The organism is Blautia sp. KLE_1732_HM_1032 (assembly GCF_025147905.1).
In the GTDB taxonomy this organism is placed as follows: Bacteria; Bacillota; Clostridia; order Lachnospirales; family Lachnospiraceae; genus Blautia_A; species Blautia_A fusiformis.
Genome location: NZ_CP102266.1, coordinates 1,130,897 through 1,149,371, shown reverse-complemented (window position 1 = coordinate 1,149,371; position 18,475 = coordinate 1,130,897). Strand labels below are relative to the sequence as shown.

Annotated in this window: 20 protein-coding genes; 2 read left to right on the top strand and 18 right to left on the bottom strand. The window is 44.2% G+C overall.

The window, feature by feature from the left end; genetic code table 11:
- Nucleotides 1–4: 4 nt before the first annotated feature.
- The 7 genes from NQ489_RS05570 to NQ489_RS05540 form a co-directional block, all read right to left on the bottom strand.
- On the bottom strand, nucleotides 5–586 hold the full coding sequence (locus tag NQ489_RS05570; protein ID WP_015527168.1) for an HD domain-containing protein: 582 nt from the start codon (nucleotides 584–586) through the stop codon (nucleotides 5–7).
- 136 nt (nucleotides 587–722) lie between these two features.
- Nucleotides 723–2,981, bottom strand: a complete 2,259-nt coding sequence (locus NQ489_RS05565) for a DUF2298 domain-containing protein (protein ID WP_021651387.1) — start codon at nucleotides 2,979–2,981, stop codon at nucleotides 723–725.
- Between the two features lie 18 nt (nucleotides 2,982–2,999).
- Entirely contained in the window at nucleotides 3,000–3,710 is a 711-nt protein-coding gene (locus NQ489_RS05560) for a glycosyltransferase family 2 protein (protein WP_021651388.1), read from the bottom strand.
- Nucleotides 3,700–5,697: a hypothetical protein gene (locus NQ489_RS05555; protein WP_021651389.1), complete on the bottom strand. Its 1,998-nt coding sequence runs from the start codon at nucleotides 5,695–5,697 to the stop codon at nucleotides 3,700–3,702. Before NQ489_RS05555 ends, NQ489_RS05560 begins: the two co-directional genes overlap by 11 nt.
- Before the next feature lie 69 nt (nucleotides 5,698–5,766).
- Nucleotides 5,767–6,489, bottom strand: a complete 723-nt coding sequence (locus NQ489_RS05550) for an N-acetylmuramoyl-L-alanine amidase (RefSeq protein ID WP_021651390.1) — start codon at nucleotides 6,487–6,489, stop codon at nucleotides 5,767–5,769.
- A gap of 82 nt (nucleotides 6,490–6,571) precedes the next feature.
- Nucleotides 6,572–8,221 carry a glycosyl hydrolase family 18 protein gene (locus tag NQ489_RS05545; RefSeq protein ID WP_021651391.1) on the bottom strand — a complete coding sequence of 550 codons (1,650 nt, stop codon included), beginning with the start codon at nucleotides 8,219–8,221 and terminating at the stop codon, nucleotides 6,572–6,574.
- Between the two features lie 185 nt (nucleotides 8,222–8,406).
- On the bottom strand, nucleotides 8,407–8,676 hold the full coding sequence (locus tag NQ489_RS05540; RefSeq protein ID WP_021651392.1) for a hypothetical protein: 270 nt from the start codon (nucleotides 8,674–8,676) through the stop codon (nucleotides 8,407–8,409).
- A gap of 360 nt (nucleotides 8,677–9,036) precedes the next feature.
- On the opposite strand from NQ489_RS05540, the gene NQ489_RS05535 reads away from it, so the two are divergent.
- Nucleotides 9,037–9,804, top strand: coding sequence for an adaptor protein MecA (locus NQ489_RS05535; protein WP_021651393.1), 768 nt, complete (start codon nucleotides 9,037–9,039; stop codon nucleotides 9,802–9,804).
- Between the two features lie 106 nt (nucleotides 9,805–9,910).
- Here NQ489_RS05535 and NQ489_RS05530 read toward each other — a convergent pair whose 3' ends face one another.
- A complete protein-coding gene (locus NQ489_RS05530) occupies nucleotides 9,911–10,111 on the bottom strand; it encodes a DUF1858 domain-containing protein (protein ID WP_015527179.1) in 201 nt (66 codons plus the stop codon).
- A 207-nt stretch (nucleotides 10,112–10,318) separates the two neighbouring features.
- Between NQ489_RS05530 and NQ489_RS05525 the strand changes: the two genes are divergently transcribed.
- Nucleotides 10,319–10,489, top strand: a complete 171-nt coding sequence (locus tag NQ489_RS05525; protein ID WP_015527180.1) for a DUF362 domain-containing protein — start codon at nucleotides 10,319–10,321, stop codon at nucleotides 10,487–10,489.
- 46 nt (nucleotides 10,490–10,535) lie between these two features.
- Here NQ489_RS05525 and NQ489_RS05520 read toward each other — a convergent pair whose 3' ends face one another.
- From NQ489_RS05520 to srtB, 10 genes are all read right to left on the bottom strand, one after another.
- Nucleotides 10,536–11,105: a MerR family transcriptional regulator gene (locus NQ489_RS05520; protein ID WP_021651396.1), complete on the bottom strand. Its 570-nt coding sequence runs from the start codon at nucleotides 11,103–11,105 to the stop codon at nucleotides 10,536–10,538.
- Between the two features lie 226 nt (nucleotides 11,106–11,331).
- The gene (gene dnaB, locus NQ489_RS05515; protein ID WP_015527183.1) at nucleotides 11,332–12,660 is read right to left on the bottom strand and encodes a replicative DNA helicase; all 1,329 of its coding nucleotides are present in this window, start codon (nucleotides 12,658–12,660) and stop codon (nucleotides 11,332–11,334) included.
- 3 nt (nucleotides 12,661–12,663) lie between these two features.
- On the bottom strand, nucleotides 12,664–13,110 hold the full coding sequence (rplI, locus tag NQ489_RS05510) for a 50S ribosomal protein L9 (RefSeq protein WP_015527184.1): 447 nt from the start codon (nucleotides 13,108–13,110) through the stop codon (nucleotides 12,664–12,666).
- 2 nt (nucleotides 13,111–13,112) lie between these two features.
- Entirely contained in the window at nucleotides 13,113–15,161 is a 2,049-nt protein-coding gene (locus NQ489_RS05505; RefSeq protein ID WP_021651397.1) for a DHH family phosphoesterase, read from the bottom strand.
- Between the two features lie 172 nt (nucleotides 15,162–15,333).
- Nucleotides 15,334–15,597: a 30S ribosomal protein S18 gene (gene rpsR / locus NQ489_RS05500; protein ID WP_021651398.1), complete on the bottom strand. Its 264-nt coding sequence runs from the start codon at nucleotides 15,595–15,597 to the stop codon at nucleotides 15,334–15,336.
- Between the two features lie 48 nt (nucleotides 15,598–15,645).
- Complete coding sequence (locus NQ489_RS05495) at nucleotides 15,646–16,104, bottom strand: single-stranded DNA-binding protein (RefSeq protein WP_015527188.1); 459 nt, start codon at nucleotides 16,102–16,104, stop codon at nucleotides 15,646–15,648.
- Nucleotides 16,105–16,177: 73 nt separating this feature from the next.
- The gene (gene rpsF / locus NQ489_RS05490) at nucleotides 16,178–16,465 is read right to left on the bottom strand and encodes a 30S ribosomal protein S6 (protein WP_015527189.1); all 288 of its coding nucleotides are present in this window, start codon (nucleotides 16,463–16,465) and stop codon (nucleotides 16,178–16,180) included.
- A 115-nt stretch (nucleotides 16,466–16,580) separates the two neighbouring features.
- On the bottom strand, nucleotides 16,581–16,775 hold the full coding sequence (locus NQ489_RS05485) for a DUF951 domain-containing protein (protein WP_044961502.1): 195 nt from the start codon (nucleotides 16,773–16,775) through the stop codon (nucleotides 16,581–16,583).
- Nucleotides 16,776–16,824: 49 nt separating this feature from the next.
- Nucleotides 16,825–17,547, bottom strand: a complete 723-nt coding sequence (locus NQ489_RS05480) for an NAD-dependent protein deacylase (protein WP_015527191.1) — start codon at nucleotides 17,545–17,547, stop codon at nucleotides 16,825–16,827.
- A gap of 32 nt (nucleotides 17,548–17,579) precedes the next feature.
- Entirely contained in the window at nucleotides 17,580–18,398 is an 819-nt protein-coding gene (gene srtB / locus NQ489_RS05475) for a class B sortase (protein ID WP_021651401.1), read from the bottom strand.
- Nucleotides 18,399–18,475: the final 77 nt, after the last annotated feature.

The window sequence follows — 18,475 nt, the reverse complement described above, 5'->3', positions numbered from 1 at the left end:
CCATTTACTGTCTAATATAAATCCCCTGCTCTTCAATAAAATCTTCCAGATCCTGAAGGGCATCCTGTGCCCAGGTTTCGGATTTCTGAAAAGTCTCCGGGAAAAACATGTCTTTTACTATTTTTTTACCTGTTTCTGTTTTAAAGATCTTCTCTGCACTTTTCTTTATATGTTCTTTATCCAGTCCATCTTCAAAATAATTAACCAGAAAATCAGCTTCCACAAGGATCTGATAATCCAGCCCGTCAATATCCTTATAGGTATGATGATGTCCTACCAGATATTCCACTCTGCGGATCACCCTCTCCTGAAAGCCCAGTGCGGTAAGCATCTCTCTGGCAGCTGCCGGACCTTCTGCTTCCTGCGTCTTTCCATCAGAGCGTCCGTATTTTTCCATACCGACTTTGATCCCGATATCATGAACGAGAGCCGCAGCTTCCAGAACATGCATCGTATCTTCATCCAGACCCTCACTCTGGCCGATCAGCCTTGAAAGATCATGCACCTTCACAAAATGCTGGATATGCTTCGGATCCCCCTGATAATAATGGATCATTTCCATATAAAGTCTGTCGATTCTGTTCATAATATCCTCCTCTCTGCTGCCATCCTGCAACTGTCACTTTTTTCTGTATACTGCTCAGCAGAAATCTCCTGCTGAGCATATCCGTTAACAGATAGCTACATAATAGTTACATTATAGCGTTATTATGGAAAAAATGTCAATCCTGCTCCACTTTCACAATGTAGGTTCCTGACATATCATCTTCAAAGACAATACTTCCCAGACTCTGAAGAACACTGTCATTAAGCTCTGTTCCGTATTTTTCTTTTTCCTGTCCTCCTACAAAGATATAGGAAATATCATAACGGCTGATCAGTTTTTTTACCGTCTCTGCATCTGTAGATGTATAAATAGTCTGGATGTCCGCACTTTTTTCATTGAGGTCAGGTACATTATTTCTCCAGAGCCATTCATGCACATACCATCCCAGTACGGTCGGAAGCCCCGTAGATGCAGAAACTCTCTCATATCCGGTATAGCTGTCCCCGTTAGCCTCGAGCACCACAGGAGAGCCCTTGATATTCTGCTTCAGCCAGCGGATCGCCGACGCATCCTGAGGAAAATCCTGCTCAAGAAATGTAGTTGCATCCAGTCCCTGATACTCCGAAACCTTCCAGACATCCCCAAACCAGGAATGCACGGCATTTCCGAAATAGCCCACGGTCCAGAGCAGTACAAAAAGCCCCACACCTGAAAGGATCCGGATGATCTTCTGTCTGGATATCACCAGCATACGATAAATCCCATATACCATTATCATTCCGAAAAGTATATATGCCTGATACGTCAGCTTGAACATAGTATTGGCTCTGGCATTTCCATTTTCATAAATATCCCGCACATATACAAGCTCCGGGATCAAAACCAGTCCGATAGCACATAAGCCCATGATCACTGCAAAAAGATCCGGAACTGTGATCGCCTCCAGCAGCCTGTAAAGACTTTTATGCTTCAGTCCCTTCATTTTTTCTGTGATGACAGACAGGATCAGCAAAACAGTAAGGAGCACCGGAAGTCCCCAGAGGATCAGAAGCTGATACCACAGTGAATGATGCTGTGCCAGTGCCACCCCCTGTACCATCGTATCAAATTTCAATGTAAAGGGCAGGATCACCAGATAAGAGAGACCTATGATCTCCACTGCCTGTACGATCGTCACTGCCAGGATCCTGATTATCTTTCCCTCAAATCGTATGATATTTGCGATCAGGACAACTCCACCGGTCACTACAAAATAGATCACAAAATCCCAGTAATTGGTCCACTGGAACATGCCAAGAAAAACGGACGCCAAAAGGATATGCGGCATCAGAAGCTGTCTCAGCCAGAAAACACTGCGTTCCTGTTTTTCAGGCTCAGGCCCTCTTTTTCGGATCATTTTCAGCCATGCATAGAGCATTCCCACCAGAAATGTCACAAACATCACATTTACCACATGGGCATGAAGATCTCCCAGAACAAAGGAATAGCATGGGAATTCATGTATGGTCTTATCACTGTCATTCACCGGATTATACCCTATGTAACGAGTTGCATCCGGGAACCAGTAGCTGGCTGTTTCTGCCACTCCCTGTATCTTCCGGATCAGCGGCAGTACACAACGGTAGACGATATAATGTACATTTCCCGCGATAGATACTGCAATACCTGCAGTAACTCCTGCTAGTGAAGGAATATATTTCTTCTTTCCATCCAGTCGTCCATACAGCCTGTCCTTCGTCATCTGACGGACCAGGGAAAACGGATACACAAAGGCAAACGCTGCCACAAAGGTACGCATCAGATTATAAGTCACTTCCACTCTGCTTCCTGTAAGCTTCGTAAGAAATACTGCAAAATACTGCCCGCCATAGTAATAATTGATGGTTCCCTGTGAATACCAGAGATCACGTGCAGGAAGAGTTTTGCTCCGCATCATGGCCTCCATGAAGCCATAATCCATAAATTTCTCTGTTCCATATGCCTGCGGCCGGAATCCTGCCAGATAAGTCCACAGCAGAAAGATCCCAAAGAACAGAAGCTCCTCCCGAAAGATCAACTGCATCTTTCCTGACGGATAACATTCAATGCCATGCTTCAGCTGAACATGAAAAAGTACAGCACATAAAATGCCAACAGCCACAGATACTCCTACACACACTGCTGCTGTAAAAGAAAGGATTTCCACCGCTACCAGAAGCCAGGTGAGAAATCCGGTAACCGCAATGGCAAGTACCTTTGAAAAAAGCCAGCCCCGGTCTTCAAAACCACCAAAAAGCCTTCCTGTGACCGGCATTGCCACCATTCCCATAAACAGCGCAAGCAGCCACCAGGTCCAGAATATCCATACATCTCCTCCCAGGAGATACGCAGAAAGTACTGTCAGGAGCACTGCTGCAGTCAGCTCCGGAAATAATTCTCTGATCTTTTTTTTCATCCTTCTGTCCCTCCTGTATCAGATCCTGCCCCGCAGACGGATAAAGTCCGCAAATGCCTGTCTTCCGATCTTTATGATCCGTTTCATGTTGATAGAGTTTTTTCCGGCCTGTCTCGGTCGGAATGTGATGGGGATATATTCCACATAAAGATGATGTTTTTCATAGATCACGGTCATCAGCACATTGGAAAGGAAAAATCCGCTTGGGATACGCTTCAGTACTTTGGCGAGCTGTTTTCCATCCATCAGCCGATATGGCGTATTTGCATCTTTTACCCAGGTTCCAAAAATAAGGAAAAGCACAAGTCGCAATACTCTTGTCACAAAAACCCTGGAAAGCCCGTCCTCTCTTTTCTGCCGGTAGCCGATAAGAAGCCCACACTTTTGACGTTTTTCCCAGAACTGCCAGAATTCCTCCGGAAGTGTCTGACCGTCTGAATCCGTCTGAAAAATATAATCGGCACCTTTTTCTACTGCGTAACGATATCCCCGAAGGATTGTTCCTCCATGTCCTTCATTCGGTTTATCGATTCCTATAAGACGGTCATAATTTTTCTGATAATTCTGTATTTTTTTGTAGGTAGCATCTTTGCTGCCATCATTCAGGATCACCAGGCGGCTGTCCCCGCCGATCCTCTCCACTACCGGATACCATTGCTCGATCACGGTCCCGATATTTTTTTCTTCATTATATGCCGGCATAATGATATATAAGCTGTCATGTTTCATAGATTCTTATTCTCCCATCCTCTGAGGTATACACCAGTGGATATGTCTCCCTGATGATATCCTCACGACATTCCTGCTGTTCAAATTCCATATCCTCCTCAAACAGGATATATGTGATCTTTTCCTGTTTTACGGCAGCTTTCAGTAGCTCCGGATCATCCGTGGTATATATGAGCACTGCCTGGCCGGCACGATAGCCCGTATCGTACCCTGCAGACCATGCATAATAAGGCCATCCGCAATACAGCATGGCACCGGACATGGTAACCTCGTTCATGGTATATTCCGGTGTCAGCAGAAGATCATTTTTCTTAAGATTTGCACTGAGCCAGTCCGTCAGGCTGCTTTCCATATTTACAGTCATCCTGTGTGCAGAATCGTTGTCTCTTAAGATGATCACGTAATCATAGATCCCCGTTGCACTAAGACAGATACAAAGGACCGCTGCCGCTGCGCGACCGGCCCATTTCTTCCAGCTGTTTTTCCCTGCAAGGAAAACACATCTTACGATCCATCCCCAGAAAACTGTCACAAAGGCATAGGAAATCATCACATATTTATGATTGACATTGATGTCCGGAGTCAGAGATACCAGAAATGCAAATGCCATTGGAAGCAAACAGCCCATCAGCACTGCCCGCTGACCTCTCTTCAGAAATACTGCTGCCACGATCATTCCCACAAAGAAAAATCCACTGATCTCCACCAGATACCAGAGTACACCGGAAATGCTTTTATTGTCTGCCAGAAAGCCCCAATAAAAGGATGGACTCATAACACTTCCCGACACAAAGATCTTCGACTGCAGTTCCGAAAAAAGCACTGCCAGTCCGGCACAGATCACATAATCCAGCTTACCGTCAGAAAACACTGCCAGTCCGGCAAGGATCAGAAGGCCGCCGATCAGCGCAGCTCCGTTCCAGAAGGCAGTTAATCCCAGAAACAGTCCCAGAAGGATCGCCGTATCCACATTTCTGCAGATCCAGGCTTTTTTTGTAAAAAAACGGTTACGGACCCACAAAAATCCCTGCTCCTTGTGACTGCATCCGGCTTCCACCCAATCCATAAAGGTCCATACCGCTACAGCTGCCATCAGAAGGCCGAAAGCCAGATGACGCTGGTTCAGATATACATTGAAATTCCATAATCCCCAGTTTTCATTGGTAGTATAACCGATAAACGCCGTATTTTCTTCCAGAGTCCGTACAAGGTCCCCCGCCTGAAGATGTTCCCACAGATAACGCCAGAACGCTATTCCGCTGCGGAAAAAAAAGAAAACAATGGCAGCTGCCCCTGCCCAGAAGCTTTTGAACATCCGGTAGCTGATCCCGTAAAGCACCATAAGAAATCCCGCCAGAGACAGGATGCTTACCAGATTATATCCCAGATCAAGACGAAGGCCCAGATACTCCAGATTTCCCACAAGGAACTGGAACATAAAATGATATTTCACATCCTGCCCGCCATAATGCGGATACTGGGTAGGAAAATTATTTCCCCTTGAAAAAGATCGCATCATTGCCGTGTGGGGTGCATAATCTCCGTATACCGAAAAGCCGGAGTACAGAATGCCGTCTTTCATATGGAAAACGTAAAACATCATCCAGGTCACAAAAACCGTCAAAATGCCAAAAAGCAGAAGCTCTTTTTTCAGGATCCATTTTCTGCTGATCATCCGTTCGGATATCACAAACATTTTTTGCTGTTTTTTCTTTTTCCACCGAAAGATTCCCGAAAGCAACAGGATATCTACCAGAAATACGATCAGATTTCCATAAAAAAGAGGATGCTCTACCCCCGCGCATATGCTGAACATCCAGGAAAGAATATAGACTGCCCAGGTCAGCATCAGGATTCCCATCCCAAACGCTGCCGGCAGGACCACCCATATCCTGTTTCCTCTTTCAGTTGTTTGACGCGGAAACAGACATCCTGCCATTTCCATTCCTGTTAACATACATAATATAAGATAAATGATTCCAAGCATAGGATTCTCCTTAATTCACGTAAAGTATAGCAGAATCACCTTCCTATGAAAAGGCTATTCACATTTTTTTCAATTATTTTCGTTTTCCTTCTGTTTTTTCAGATATGTAACGATTCCATCAGCCACAGCCTCTGCTACCTTTCTCTGATACTTCTCTGTCTGAAGCAGGGCGGCTTCCTCCGGATTTGTAAGAAATCCACATTCTACGATATTGATCACACCCGGACTTCTCTTCAGAAGATAATAGGTTCTGTTTCCTTTTGCCACCCGCGGCCGTGCAATGGAAAGCTTCCGGTTCATGTTTTCCTGGATCGCAAGTGCCAGTTCTTTTCCGCCTTCCGAATCCTCATAATAAAATACCTGCGGGCCTTTTACTCCGGGATCACTGTAGCTGTTCTGGTGGATACTCACAGAAAGCACCGGTTCATATTTCCGGATCTGTTCAATACGATTTTGCAGATCCTGTGCTTTCATATTTTTTGTACCATTTTCATAAAGACCTTTATCTTCTTCCCGGGTCATTACTACGGCAAGGCCTTTTTTTTCCAGGATCGTTTTTAGCTTCATGGCAATATCCAGATTGATTCCTTTTTCCTTCAGTCCACCGATTCCCACCATTCCGGAATCCACACCGCCATGACCGGCATCCACCAGGATCACCTGATCTGCTTTTATATTTCCAGATACATCTATAAGTCTGCCTGCAGTTTCTGCCGCTTCCCATGACAGAATATAAAAACAGACCAGCATAAGAACTGCCATTGCCAATTCTATGAAATGTTTTTTCAACACAAAACACCCCCGGCATATTTATTTTAATATATGTTGCCGGGAGTGTTTTTAGCATTGTGAAGATCACAATGTTTTCTTCTGTTTATGACAGGTTTTCTGTGATCACGCTCCAGATCCCGCTGTTCTCGAATCCAAGCTTCCACTCTGCCACACCTGCCAGTTTGTATTTTTTGATCAGTTTAACCTTTTCCGCAATAGACTTAGAGTCCTCCAGCCAGATCTGGTATGTGGCACCTTCCCCTTCATAGGTTCCATAATTCTGACTTGTCTTCTTGTCCCAGTATGTTTCTGCTCCGTTATCACTGATCGTCTGCTGTGCCTGATCCATACCGATGGCCTCACTTGTCAGTGCACCGCCATCTGTAGTCTTCCAGAGCCTTGTGTAGAACGGAATCGCAAGGATCGTCCGTTGAGCCGCTACTTCTGAAAGCGTATCCTTAACCCCCTGTTCTACCCATGGCAGAGATGCCACAGAACCGGCATCGGAGCCTACGTAATGTTCATCATAGCCCATAATGATCACATAATCCACAACCTTGCCCTGCTCCGCACGGTCATAATGACTGGTAAAATCTTCCGGAACCGGATTATCTACAGACAGTACCAAATTATTGGCGTGACACTGGATAGAAAGTTCTCTTAAAAACTGAAGAAAATGGATTCCTACTCCTTCGCTCAAAGATTCAAAATCAACATTGATTCCATCCAGTCCTGCTTTCAGTGCATAAGTGATCAGCTGATTCTCCAGATTCTGCCTTGAACTGGTTTTTGAAAGAACTTCTGTGGTACTCATGTTCTCATTAAAATTATCCACCAGTCCCCATACCTTCAGTCCTTTTTCATGTGCCTGCATCACATACTCCCCAGATGCAAGACTTGAAATATTTCCGGAGTTATCTGTTACAGAAAACCAGGTTGGAGAGATCACATTCACGCCTGTCATATTCTGTACCGCATCTGCGAAATAGCTGTTTGCATCTGTGCTGGTAACCTGGTGCCATGCCAGGTTCACCGGCTCATCCATGGTAAGATATGTATAGGACTCTGTTTTAAAATTCCTTTCATAATCCGTTGTATCCACAGCACTTACTTTTTTCTTCTGAATATAACCGATGTAACCGTCATCGGTTGCCACCTGATCCCAGTCCTCTCCTTCATTCATCAGCCGGAGAACTGTATTCTTCGCCAGTTTGGAAAGGATCGGCGCCTTGATCCCGCCCCGGTAACGGATCACGGTATCTTTCTTCGTGGTCACGGTCTCCACATTGGTAAATTTGTACTGTATCGCAACCCTTGCAGGATCCTGCTCTATATAAGAATCGATATCTGTATACTTTTTTACATAATCCAGTTTCAGATAAACCGTGTCATCCTTCAGCCACACGTTTCCGTCTGCCTTATCTGAAGCCGTTTCCTCTGTGAGACTGGATGGTGTTGCATACAGTATCTTCTTGTTTTCGCTATCCCAGTAATATCTCTGATTCAAATATCCGTTCACTACATCCAGCGGAAGATATACATCTTCTCCTGAGATAAGTGCCTTCTCTTCCAGTTTCTCAGTTCCAAGTATCAACGCAGCCTCACCGTCTGCATTCTGGCCGTAGTATTCTGTCAGATCCATCTGTTTCCTGCTTGGTATAAGCTTATTGATCCCGTAAACAGCCCCTCCGGCAAGAGCGACCAGAACGATCAGCAGACCTACCACAAGGACCGGTATGTGTTTTTTTATCATGTTTTTTTCCTTTCGGTATAAAATGTCATAATTTGTTTCATTATAACATATCTTGTCTACATTTCGTTATAAAAATCGACTTTTAATAATTTTTCACAATTTCTTTAGAATTTCGGTTCCCCGCATGGTATGCATGAGTGCAGGGGATGATCGTTATCCGGGGAACCGTTTTTTCTTATGTACGGTCATTCTTTGCGAATAAGATCAAAGCTTACACAGGCGATATGGCCGTCTTCATCTTCCGTATAATCCCGCATATAGACCCCGTTTTCCGCAATCTGACAGGCTTTTGCGATTTTTTTCGGAGTGCTTGGTGCTCCATTGAGATAAAGAGAAACTCCGTTCTCACGATAAAGCTCCAGCTCCCTTCGAAGGGGTTTTGCGGATTTCTTTTTTTCCTGTGATATATTTGGCGTATCCCGACCTCCTTTCCTGGTTAGATTTTCAGAAAACACCAGCAATGGTTCTCGAAAAGCTGCAACTTCCCTGTTAGGATGATACTTGTAATAAAATATAAATAATAAAATGGGGGAAAATTTCTCTGTGTACCGACAGACTCGCCGATGAATTTCACACAGAATCCTTATCTTCAGAAAAATATGACTTTAAGTTATCGTTACTGTCTTCTTGCTTCCGGGAGGAGACAGCTTTTCTGCTTTTCATTATACCTGATTTCCCTTCAGATGCAAGTCTTTTATAAAAGAATCAGAAATTTTCTTTTTTCTCCGGTTTCTACATCTTTACATCTTGTGTATAACTGTTATATAATACAGTATGTAAAAGATTAAATTTATTTACCTATAGGATGTGATCATATGAAAATAGAAAAAATCAATGAAAATCAGATCCGCTGTACCCTGACGAAAGAAGATCTGGACAGTCATCAGATCCGTATCAGCGAACTTGCATACGGTACCGAAAAAGCCAAACGTCTCTTTCGTGATATGATGCAGCAGGCACAGATACAATTTGGTTTTGAAGCAGATAATATTCCTCTGATGATCGAGGCTATTCCTGTCAATGCCGAAAGTATTATCCTCATTATCACTAAAGTGGAAGATCCTGAAGAACTGGATACACGTTTTTCCAAATTTGCACCCTTCAAGGGCAACAAACCTTCCGATACCGTAGAGATCGATGGCGCTGACAATATCATCGATATCTTCCAGAAGCTCTGTGAATCCAAGCTTAAGGATCTTTCACAGAAACCGGAAGAAAAAAGGGCGGAAACTTCCGCCTCTCAGGCAACAGAAACTCCGGATGCATCACAGCAGCCGGCTGAGAGTTCTGTAAAGCTTATACGCCTGTACTCTTTCCCGGGGCTGGATGATGTTATTGCCGCATCTCATGGTATGAATGGTTTCTTTACCGGTGATAATACTCTCTATCGTGAAGGAGAAGACGGTGTCTATCAGCTGGTACTTCATCAGTCAGACTGTACACCTGAAGAATTTAACAAGGTCTGCAATATCCTTTCCGAGTATGGCATCGGCCGCGCATTCACACCAGCCGGTGAAGCCTACCTCAGAGAGCACTGTGCACTGATCGCTGATCATGCACTTCAGAAACTTCTGAATATCTGACAAACCAAATATCCTACAGACAAACAAACCGCTGTCGGAATGCGATCCATATGATCTGCATTTCCCGACAGCGGTCCTTTTGTTTCAGCCAAAAAGCTTCTGTTTATTACTCACCAAGAAAATCATTGATCTGAGCTACGAGGACATCTGCGTCCAGGCCATGTACCATTGCTGCTTCTTCCAGAGATTCCATCTGTGAAGACGGGCAGCCAAGACAATGCATTCCTGCTCTCATCAGGATCGGTGCGATATTCGGGTCTACAGTGAGCAGTTCTCCGATCAGCATGCTCTTTGTAACTTTTGCCATGATTGTATTCTCCTTTACTGTTTTATCGAAATATTTCATTCCGTTCTGCTATTATAATACGAATCCGGAATGGAATCAACGGGTTACGAATTTTCAGTTTTGTTTATAAATTTATACTTGTATTCTTTATGCAGATATATTAGAATGGGAATAGAATCCCTGGTAGGGGATACATACAATACACAATTTAAAAGGAGGATATCAATTATGGCATATGTAATTTCTGACGAGTGCGTTAGCTGTGGAACATGTGAGGGTGAGTGCCCGAACGAGGCTATTTCTCAGGGAGACGAGCATTATGTAATCGACGCAGACGCTTGTGTTGACTGCGGAACATGCGCTGAGGCCTGTCCAGTTGGTGCTATCTCTGCTGAGTAATGCATCATTAGCTTGATAAGCTGCTATAATGAATGAGGCTGCCGGTTTACCGGCAGCCTTTTCTGTTTTTTTTATTCTTTTTTCCCTCACAGGAAGCTGCCGCTTCTCTTCTTGCCTGCTGCTGCCTGCGGATTGCTTCATCCAGAGAACGACACCGGTACTCTCCTTCTTTCTTTCTCTGCATTTCCTCACGGATCAGGCGTTCCATGATTTCCTGAAACTCCAGTATCTTATCGTTATCTGCCTCGCACTTCTCTGTATTCCCGGATTCCGTTTTTTCCATGAACTCCTTTTCAGATCCCGTTTTTTTCATTGGGCTATCTTCAAGCTCAACAGCTTCTCCATCCAGGATCCTGATACCAGATTCTGAAAAATCCGGTGTATCTGTCTTTCTTACCTCCGGTGGGATCAGTGTACGGATTGCTTTCAACTGAAGTCCTTTACTTTTCAGCTCATTTATTTTAAGAAAAAGCTGGATATCAAACGGTGTATAATAGCGATGTCCCAGTTCATTGCGTCCGATCCGAAGCTCCAGTTCTTCCTCCCAGTAACGCAGGACATAAGATTTCACTCCGGTCAGTGTTACGGCCTGTCTGACTGTATATCTTTTTTCCATTGTGAACGCCCCCTTATATAGAGATTCACTGCTGCTGTCTACAGTATAACCCCTGAGATCAGGAAATAGCAAGAATAATCGGTTGACATAATTTTACAAAATATGACTCTTTGCCTATATCCATAGCATCCCGAACTCCACGATCACACAGACAAAAATACAAAAGGCCATCAGGATAACTATAAGCTTTCATCCTGACAGCCTTTCATTTACCGTCTGCACGGCTCTATTTTTTCATATTTACAAACTGGGTATATCTCGGCAGCCATACCAGCTCCACAGTTCCGATCGGGCCGTTTCTCTGCTTGGCTATGATAATTTCCGCAATGTCTTTCTTCTCGGTATCTTTGTGATAATAATCATCTCGATAGATAAACATGACCACATCCGCATCCTGCTCAATAGCTCCGGACTCTCGAAGATCCGAAAGCATCGGCCTGTGATCCGGTCTCTGTTCCACTGCACGGCTAAGCTGTGATAACGCAATTACCGGTACATCGATCTCTCTTGCCAACGCTTTCAGCGATCGTGAAATATCTGAAATTTCCTGCTGTCTGGAATCCGATTTTCCACTTCCGCTCATCAGCTGAAGATAATCGATCATGATGATCCCCAGATTATGCTCAAGCTTATATTTTCTGCATTTGGAACGAAGCTCCGCAATGGAGATTCCAGGTGTATCATCAATAATAAGATTGGAGCCACCGATAATATCCGCTCCTTCTACCAGCTTCGTCCAGTCCTCATCTTTCAGATTTCCGGTACGGAGATTCTGGGAATCCACGTGAGATTCCATAGCAAGAAGACGGTTTACCAGCTGCTCCTTGGACATCTCCAGACTGAAAATAGCCACGGTCACATCTTTACGAAACGCCATATACTGGGCAATATTCAATACAAAGGCAGTTTTTCCCATGGAAGGTCGAGCTGCGATCAGTACAAGATCGGACGCGTGCATACCGGAAGTCTTATAATCCAGATCCACAAATCCAGTCGGGATCCCGGTAACGGAGCCCTTCAGCTTGGAAGCCTTCTCAATATTGCTGACTGCATTCAACACAACCTGCTGGATCGGCACATAATCGCTGCCATTTGTTCTCTGCAAAATATTAAACAGCTTTTTCTCGGATTCCTCAAGTATGGTTTCCGTACTGTCTTTTTCCAGATAACAGGCATTGGCAACTTCTTCCGTAGTCCGTATCAGCCGACGGAGAACTGCCTTTTCGCTTACGATATTGGCATAGTATTTCACATTGGCTGATGTAGGAACTGCTGCGATCAGATCACGGACATATTCCATACTGCTGATGTCCGGCGGAAGCTCTTTCTCCTTGAGACGATTCTGCAGAGTGATCAGATCTACCGGCTGTCCTTCATTACAGAGCTCCACCATGGCATCAAAAATGATACCATATTGTTTTTGATAAAAATCATCACTGGTCAGGATCTCGGAAGCCACCAGGATCGCATCACGATCCAGGATCATGGATCCGATCACTGACTGCTCTGCCTCAATACTGTGAGGCAGAATCCTCTTGATCAGTGCTTCTTCCATTGATTACGCCTCTTTTACCCAGACTTTGAGACTTCCGGTTACCTTCGGATGAAGTCGTACCGGAACATTGGTAACACCCAGGTTACGGATCGGATTCTCCAGCTGGAGCTTTTTCTTATCGATATCAAGATTCAGCTGTTTTTTGGCTGCCTCTGAGATTTCTTTTGAGGATACAGAACCGAATGTTCTTCCGCCTTCACCTACCTTCAGAGTAAGGATAACCTCCTTTGTGGAAAGCTCCTCTGCAAATGCCTTGGCAGCGTCCAGGTTTTCCTGTGCAACCTTTTCTTCATTTGCCTTACGGAGTTTCAGGTCATTGAGATTCTTGGATGTAGCTTCAACACCAAGCTTTTTTGGCAGAATCATGTTTCTTGCATATCCGTCACTTACATTTACGATCTGTCCCTTTTTACCCAGGGATTTAACATCTTCCAGAAGAATTACTTTCATTTCTATTTGTCCCCTTCCTGATATAACTGGTCTATAATTTCTTTCAGCATTCTTTCGGTCTCATCCATGGTGTCTTTCACCTGTGCACCGGCAATATTCAGATGTCCGCCGCCGCCCATCCGTTCCATCATGACCTGTACATTCACTTCATCAATGGCTCTGGCACTGATGTAAACCTCATTATTATAGCTGGTAAGAACAAAAGATGCCTTGACTCCTGCGATATTGAGCAGCTCATTGGCCGCCTGTGCTCCTACAACGGTAGGACTTTCCAGACCTTCACTCGGACATCTTGCAATGGCAAAATAATCTCTGTAGATCTCCGCAGTACGAACTGCCTCCGCTCTCGCCTTATAGGAATCAATATTATCCCGGAGCATCTTACGTACACGTGTCACATCTGCTCCGCATCTGCGCAAGAATGCTGCTGCCTCAAAGGTACGCACACCCGCTCTTGTTGTAAAGTTGTTGGTATCGATCATGATACCCGCATAAATACAGTCCGCCTCAATACTGCGAAGCTTCAGCCCGTCTGCAAAATACTGCAGGATCTCTGCGATCATCTCGCAGCTTGAGGATGCATATGGCTCCACATAGGACAGAACTGCATTCTGGATCACCTCGCTGCCGCGGCGGTGATGATCCAATACCACAATGGTCTTTGTCATATAGAGAAGATCCTGGCATTCGGTATAGCTTGGCTTGTTGGTATCCACCACAATTACTACCGTATTGTTATCCACCAGTTCTTTGGCCTGATTACTGTCCACAAACATGGACGGCTCATAATCCGGATTCTCCATAAATCCACTCATCAGCGGCCGAATGGATGTGGTCGGATCATTGATCACAATATGCACCGGCTTACCAAGAGTCTTACCGGCACGGTAAATACCGATCCCAGCTCCCAGAGCATCCACATCTGTGATCTTGTGTCCCATAACCACCACTCGATCCTTGGTGCTCATAAATTCCTTCAGAGCCTGAGCCTTCACTCGTGCCTTCACTCGGGTTGATTTCTCCATCTGCTGTGCCTTGCCACCAATGTAGGTAATATTATTTTCATTTTTGATCACTACCTGATCACCGCCACGGCCCAGTGCCATCTCAATGGCAATTCTGGCATATTCGTAATTCTGGATATACGTAGAAGCATTCAGACCGATTCCGATACTTAATGTCACAGCCATTTCATTTCCGATGTTAACCGTCTTAACCTCATCCAGGATATGAAAACGCTGTTCCTTCAATGTTTCCAGTGAACTCTGGCGCATGATCAGAAGATATTTATCTTTCTCCAGTTTCTTCACAAGGCCGTCAAAGTTGGAAAAATACTTGGTGATCTTTCGGTCGATCAGTGCGATAAGCAGAGATCTTCTCACATCCTCCACGCTCTCCAGTGCTTCTTCATAATTATCCAGATAAGCCAGTGCTACAACAAGCTTGTTATCCTCATTTTTCTGGATGTATTCCTTAAGCTCTGTTTCATCATAAAGATACATGGCGATCAGACTGACATTCTGGGACATATTCTCCAGAATATCCGCATGGCTGACTACTTCACCCATAGTCACCCGCTGCATGGAAACCCGATAGATCCGATCCCCGAAATGTATACTCATCTCAGAAATTTCCGGTTCATCGGCTACAGGAAGCTTGTCCGGAGTAATATCCTGGAAAACTGTGCTGATATTTTTTTTATAAAACTGATCTCTCCCCGTGATCTCTGAAAAAATACGGTTGGACCAGATCATGCGGCCTTCCATATCCATAATGGCATAAGGAAGCGCCAGTTCTTCCAGCATCCGCTTTTCTACCACATCATACTGATTGGCAAATGCGATCATATCATTGATGATCAGCGGTTTGTGATATCGAAAAAGCTGTACTGCGATAAAAATATAGATCACAGTACCTACAGACACCAGAATTCCGGCCTTTACACTTACAATAAACACCAGCAGGTCCAGCAGCACGACCAGGACCGAAAGGTACAGCGGCCAGCGCATGAAGTGTTTCATAGGCCCCTTGAATTTAACTTTGTTGTTCATTGCTTTTTCCTGTTCTTAATGTAATTTAACCCACAAGTTATTTAACATTATACCAGATTCCTTATTATAATTCCATAGCAATGATAAAATCTGTTTTGCTCATAAAAAAACAGGGCCGCTGCCTCCAGATGACTGCTCATCTGTTTCGCAACGACCCCGTATAAGATCAGAATTAGTCCTGAACGTATGGCATCAGGGACATATGACGTGCTCTCTTAACAGCAACTGTCAGTGCTCTCTGATGTTTCGCACAGTTACCTGTAATTCTTCTCGGGAGAATTTTACCTCTCTCGGAAACATACTTTCTTAACTTTGCTACATCCTTGTAATCGATCTCGTTATTCTCTTTACCGCAGAATACACAAACTTTTTTTCTTCTGCGTCCGCCTCTTCTCTTCATCGGAGAATCTGGTCTCTCGCCTCTATTGTAAGCCATGATTGTTTCCTCCTATCTTATTCGTCTCATCTGTCTTGATCAGATGTTCTAATTGAACGGCAGCTCCTCATCAATTCCATCTGGAATGTTCATGAAGCCGTCGGCGCTTGCTGCGCTCGGACTCGGCATAGACGTTGCAGGTGCTGCCTCTGTTCTCGGATGAGCTGCTGCATAGCTGTCGCTTGATGCTTTGCTCTCAGCAAATTCCTGATCCTCAACAACAACCTCTGTCGTATAAACCTTCTGTCCTTCACGGTTCGTATAGCTTCCTGTCTGGATACGTCCCGTAACTGCAATTTTCAGTCCCTGTCTGAAATACTTTTCTGCAAATTCTGCTGTACGTCCGAAAGAAACACAGCTGATAAAATCAGCACTTGCCTCTCCGTCACGACGGAATCTGCGATCAACTGCCAGTGTATATCTGGCGATTGCCAGGGCATTTTCTCCTGCGGAATATCTTACCTCAGGATCTCTTGTCAAGCGTCCCATTAATATTACTTTGTTCATCGTTCTACCTCTCTTATGATTTCACTTAACTGAACAGGTTCTTAATGGTGTTTTCAAAAATCCGCTGCAAAAATTATGCCTCTTTCTTGACAACCAGGTATCTTAATACATTGTCCATGATGCGGACATGTCTCTCGATCTCCGCCGGGCACTGAGAATCTGCTTCAAACTGAATAAAATAGTAGAAGCCTTCATGCATTTTCTGAATCTCGTAAGCTAATTTCTTCTTACCCCATTCTTCAACTTCTGTGATCACGCCGTTGTAACGTGTGATGTAGCCTTTTGCTTTCTCAACTACAGCGTCACGTGCTTCGTCCTCAAGCTTAGCGCTCACAACTAATGCTAACTCGTACTTGTTCATGCTTGTCTTAACCTCCTTATGGTCTTTTGGCCCTTTGCCTGTCAAAGAGCAAGGATATGAAATATATCACGATTGTTGATTCTAGCACATCTCTCCCGTGATGTAAAGCATAAATTTAATTTTTTTCGAATTTTTTCAAATCTCGTGTATTTTTCTCAACCAGCCTACGTGCCACCATGATCTGATGTCCGCAGCCCTTGCATTTCAGGCGGAAATCCGCCCCTACGCGAAGGATTTCCCATTCTTTACTGCCACAGGGATGAGCCTTCTTCAGTGTGACAATATCTCCAACTTCATAATTTAATCCCATTTGATACTCCTCATTTTTATTTTGCAGATCATCCCAGGTTCCCATATTTTCAGACTCTTATCTGAGAAAACACCTGCCCGATCGGTTCTTTAATAAGAAGATCCGCATATTTATCCCTCGGTGTCGGTGCCTTGTTGATCACCACCAGATGATTTCCCCGGAAATAATCGATCAGGCCTGCTGCCGGATATACCGCCAGAGAAGTTCCCCCAATGATCAGCACCTCCGCCTCTGAGATCACTCTTACTGATTCCTGGATCGTATAGTCATCCAGCCCTTCCTCATAAAGGACCACATCCGGCTTGATCATGCCGCCGCAGCTGCACCGCGGAACCCCTTTCGATTCTTTCATATATTTAAAATCATAGGATTTCCCGCATTTCACACAATGATTTCGGTAAACGCTTCCGTGAAGCTCCAGGACCTTTTTACTTCCTGCCATCTGGTGAAGATTATCGATATTCTGAGTGATCACAGCCTTCAACTTTCCTGTTTGCTCCATCTCCGCCAGCTTAAGATGTGCCGCATTCGGTTTTGCAGTATCACAAAGCATCTTATCTCTGTAAAATTTAAAGAATTCCTCAGGTTTTCGCATAAAAAATGTATGGCTTAAGATCGTCTCCGGCGGGTAATCATATTTCTGGTTATACAGTCCGTCCTGGCTTCGAAAATCCGGGATCCCGCTTTCTGTTGAAACACCTGCGCCGCCGAAAAATACAATATTTCTGCTCTCATCAATGATCTTTTGTAATTTTTCTATCTCATTTCCCATATCATTTCCTCCCAAACTTATCCGCAAAAGCTCTACTGTGGGTTCACCGCATTCACTCTTTTTCCCTGTACCACAAAACGTGTTGCCTGATTGCCGGTACAGGTTGATAATGTAACGATCTTATCCTTCACATTGGCTTCACTTGCAGTGGCATCTGTTCTGATCTCCGAATTCTGGAACATTTTTTTCTCATATTCCAGAAACTCTTTGCCAGGTCCTTTAAATAAGGTATACGTATCGCTGTTTACAGAAGTCGTATACGCTGCAATGATCTCATACCGGTAATCTTTTTCCGGTGTGAGGATCCAGAAATATTTGCTGGTATTATAAAGCGTCTCATCCGCTCTGTACTTTTTCAGCATTCCAAACATGGAACCATTCTTCATGTTGTGTCCGTACACCAGGGTATTACAATCGCTGAAATCTCTTTTGTTCTCATAATCAATAAAGATCGTTCCCGCAAAATTATAATTTTTCTCATATGTCTGGTGCAGATAAAAATTATTATCCTCTCCCTGTACCACCGGATAACTGATCTCAGGCAATGCTTCCATATAGATCCAGCCGATCACATCCTCATTGATACTCCTGAGAGAATCAAAATCAATGCTCACAGGTGCTACAGGCTGTTCATCCGGCTGATCTATCTCTTCCACCTGGTCAGGATCACGTTCTGTCACTGCCATTTCGGAAATGCTGTTATATTCATCGGTTCCTTTTTTATATTCTGTATAAATATGATAAAGGTTAAAAGCTGCATAACAGAAAATACAGATTGCCACGATCAGAACGATCGTCAGAATATGATCTCCAACTGTTTTTTTCTTTTTCACCTTGTTTTTCCTGCTCATAATCACACTCCTTTAAATCTGTCAGGATCATCTGGTTTCTGTATTTATTATAAATATCCCTCCGTTTTCTTGCAACC

Excerpts from the sequence above, each read along its gene's own strand:
- NQ489_RS05570 (WP_015527168.1), bottom strand. The coding sequence starts at position 586 with ATGAACAGAATCGACAGACTTTATATGGAAATGATCCATTATTATCAG.
- NQ489_RS05565 (WP_021651387.1), bottom strand. The coding sequence starts at position 2,981 with ATGAAAAAAAAGATCAGAGAATTATTTCCGGAGCTGACTGCAGCAGTG.
- NQ489_RS05560 (WP_021651388.1), bottom strand. The coding sequence starts at position 3,710 with ATGAAACATGACAGCTTATATATCATTATGCCGGCATATAATGAAGAA.
- NQ489_RS05555 (WP_021651389.1), bottom strand. The coding sequence starts at position 5,697 with ATGCTTGGAATCATTTATCTTATATTATGTATGTTAACAGGAATGGAA.
- NQ489_RS05545 (WP_021651391.1), bottom strand. The coding sequence starts at position 8,221 with ATGATAAAAAAACACATACCGGTCCTTGTGGTAGGTCTGCTGATCGTT.
- NQ489_RS05535 (WP_021651393.1), top strand. The coding sequence starts at position 9,037 with ATGAAAATAGAAAAAATCAATGAAAATCAGATCCGCTGTACCCTGACG.
- NQ489_RS05530 (WP_015527179.1), bottom strand. The coding sequence starts at position 10,111 with ATGGCAAAAGTTACAAAGAGCATGCTGATCGGAGAACTGCTCACTGTA.
- NQ489_RS05525 (WP_015527180.1), top strand. The coding sequence starts at position 10,319 with ATGGCATATGTAATTTCTGACGAGTGCGTTAGCTGTGGAACATGTGAG.
- NQ489_RS05520 (WP_021651396.1), bottom strand. The coding sequence starts at position 11,105 with ATGGAAAAAAGATATACAGTCAGACAGGCCGTAACACTGACCGGAGTG.
- dnaB (WP_015527183.1), bottom strand. The coding sequence starts at position 12,660 with ATGGAAGAAGCACTGATCAAGAGGATTCTGCCTCACAGTATTGAGGCA.
- rplI (WP_015527184.1), bottom strand. The coding sequence starts at position 13,110 with ATGAAAGTAATTCTTCTGGAAGATGTTAAATCCCTGGGTAAAAAGGGA.
- NQ489_RS05505 (WP_021651397.1), bottom strand. The coding sequence starts at position 15,161 with ATGAACAACAAAGTTAAATTCAAGGGGCCTATGAAACACTTCATGCGC.
- rpsR (WP_021651398.1), bottom strand. The coding sequence starts at position 15,597 with ATGGCTTACAATAGAGGCGAGAGACCAGATTCTCCGATGAAGAGAAGA.
- NQ489_RS05495 (WP_015527188.1), bottom strand. The coding sequence starts at position 16,104 with ATGAACAAAGTAATATTAATGGGACGCTTGACAAGAGATCCTGAGGTA.
- rpsF (WP_015527189.1), bottom strand. The coding sequence starts at position 16,465 with ATGAACAAGTACGAGTTAGCATTAGTTGTGAGCGCTAAGCTTGAGGAC.
- NQ489_RS05485 (WP_044961502.1), bottom strand. The coding sequence starts at position 16,775 with ATGGGATTAAATTATGAAGTTGGAGATATTGTCACACTGAAGAAGGCT.
- NQ489_RS05480 (WP_015527191.1), bottom strand. The coding sequence starts at position 17,547 with ATGGGAAATGAGATAGAAAAATTACAAAAGATCATTGATGAGAGCAGA.
- srtB (WP_021651401.1), bottom strand. The coding sequence starts at position 18,398 with ATGAGCAGGAAAAACAAGGTGAAAAAGAAAAAAACAGTTGGAGATCAT.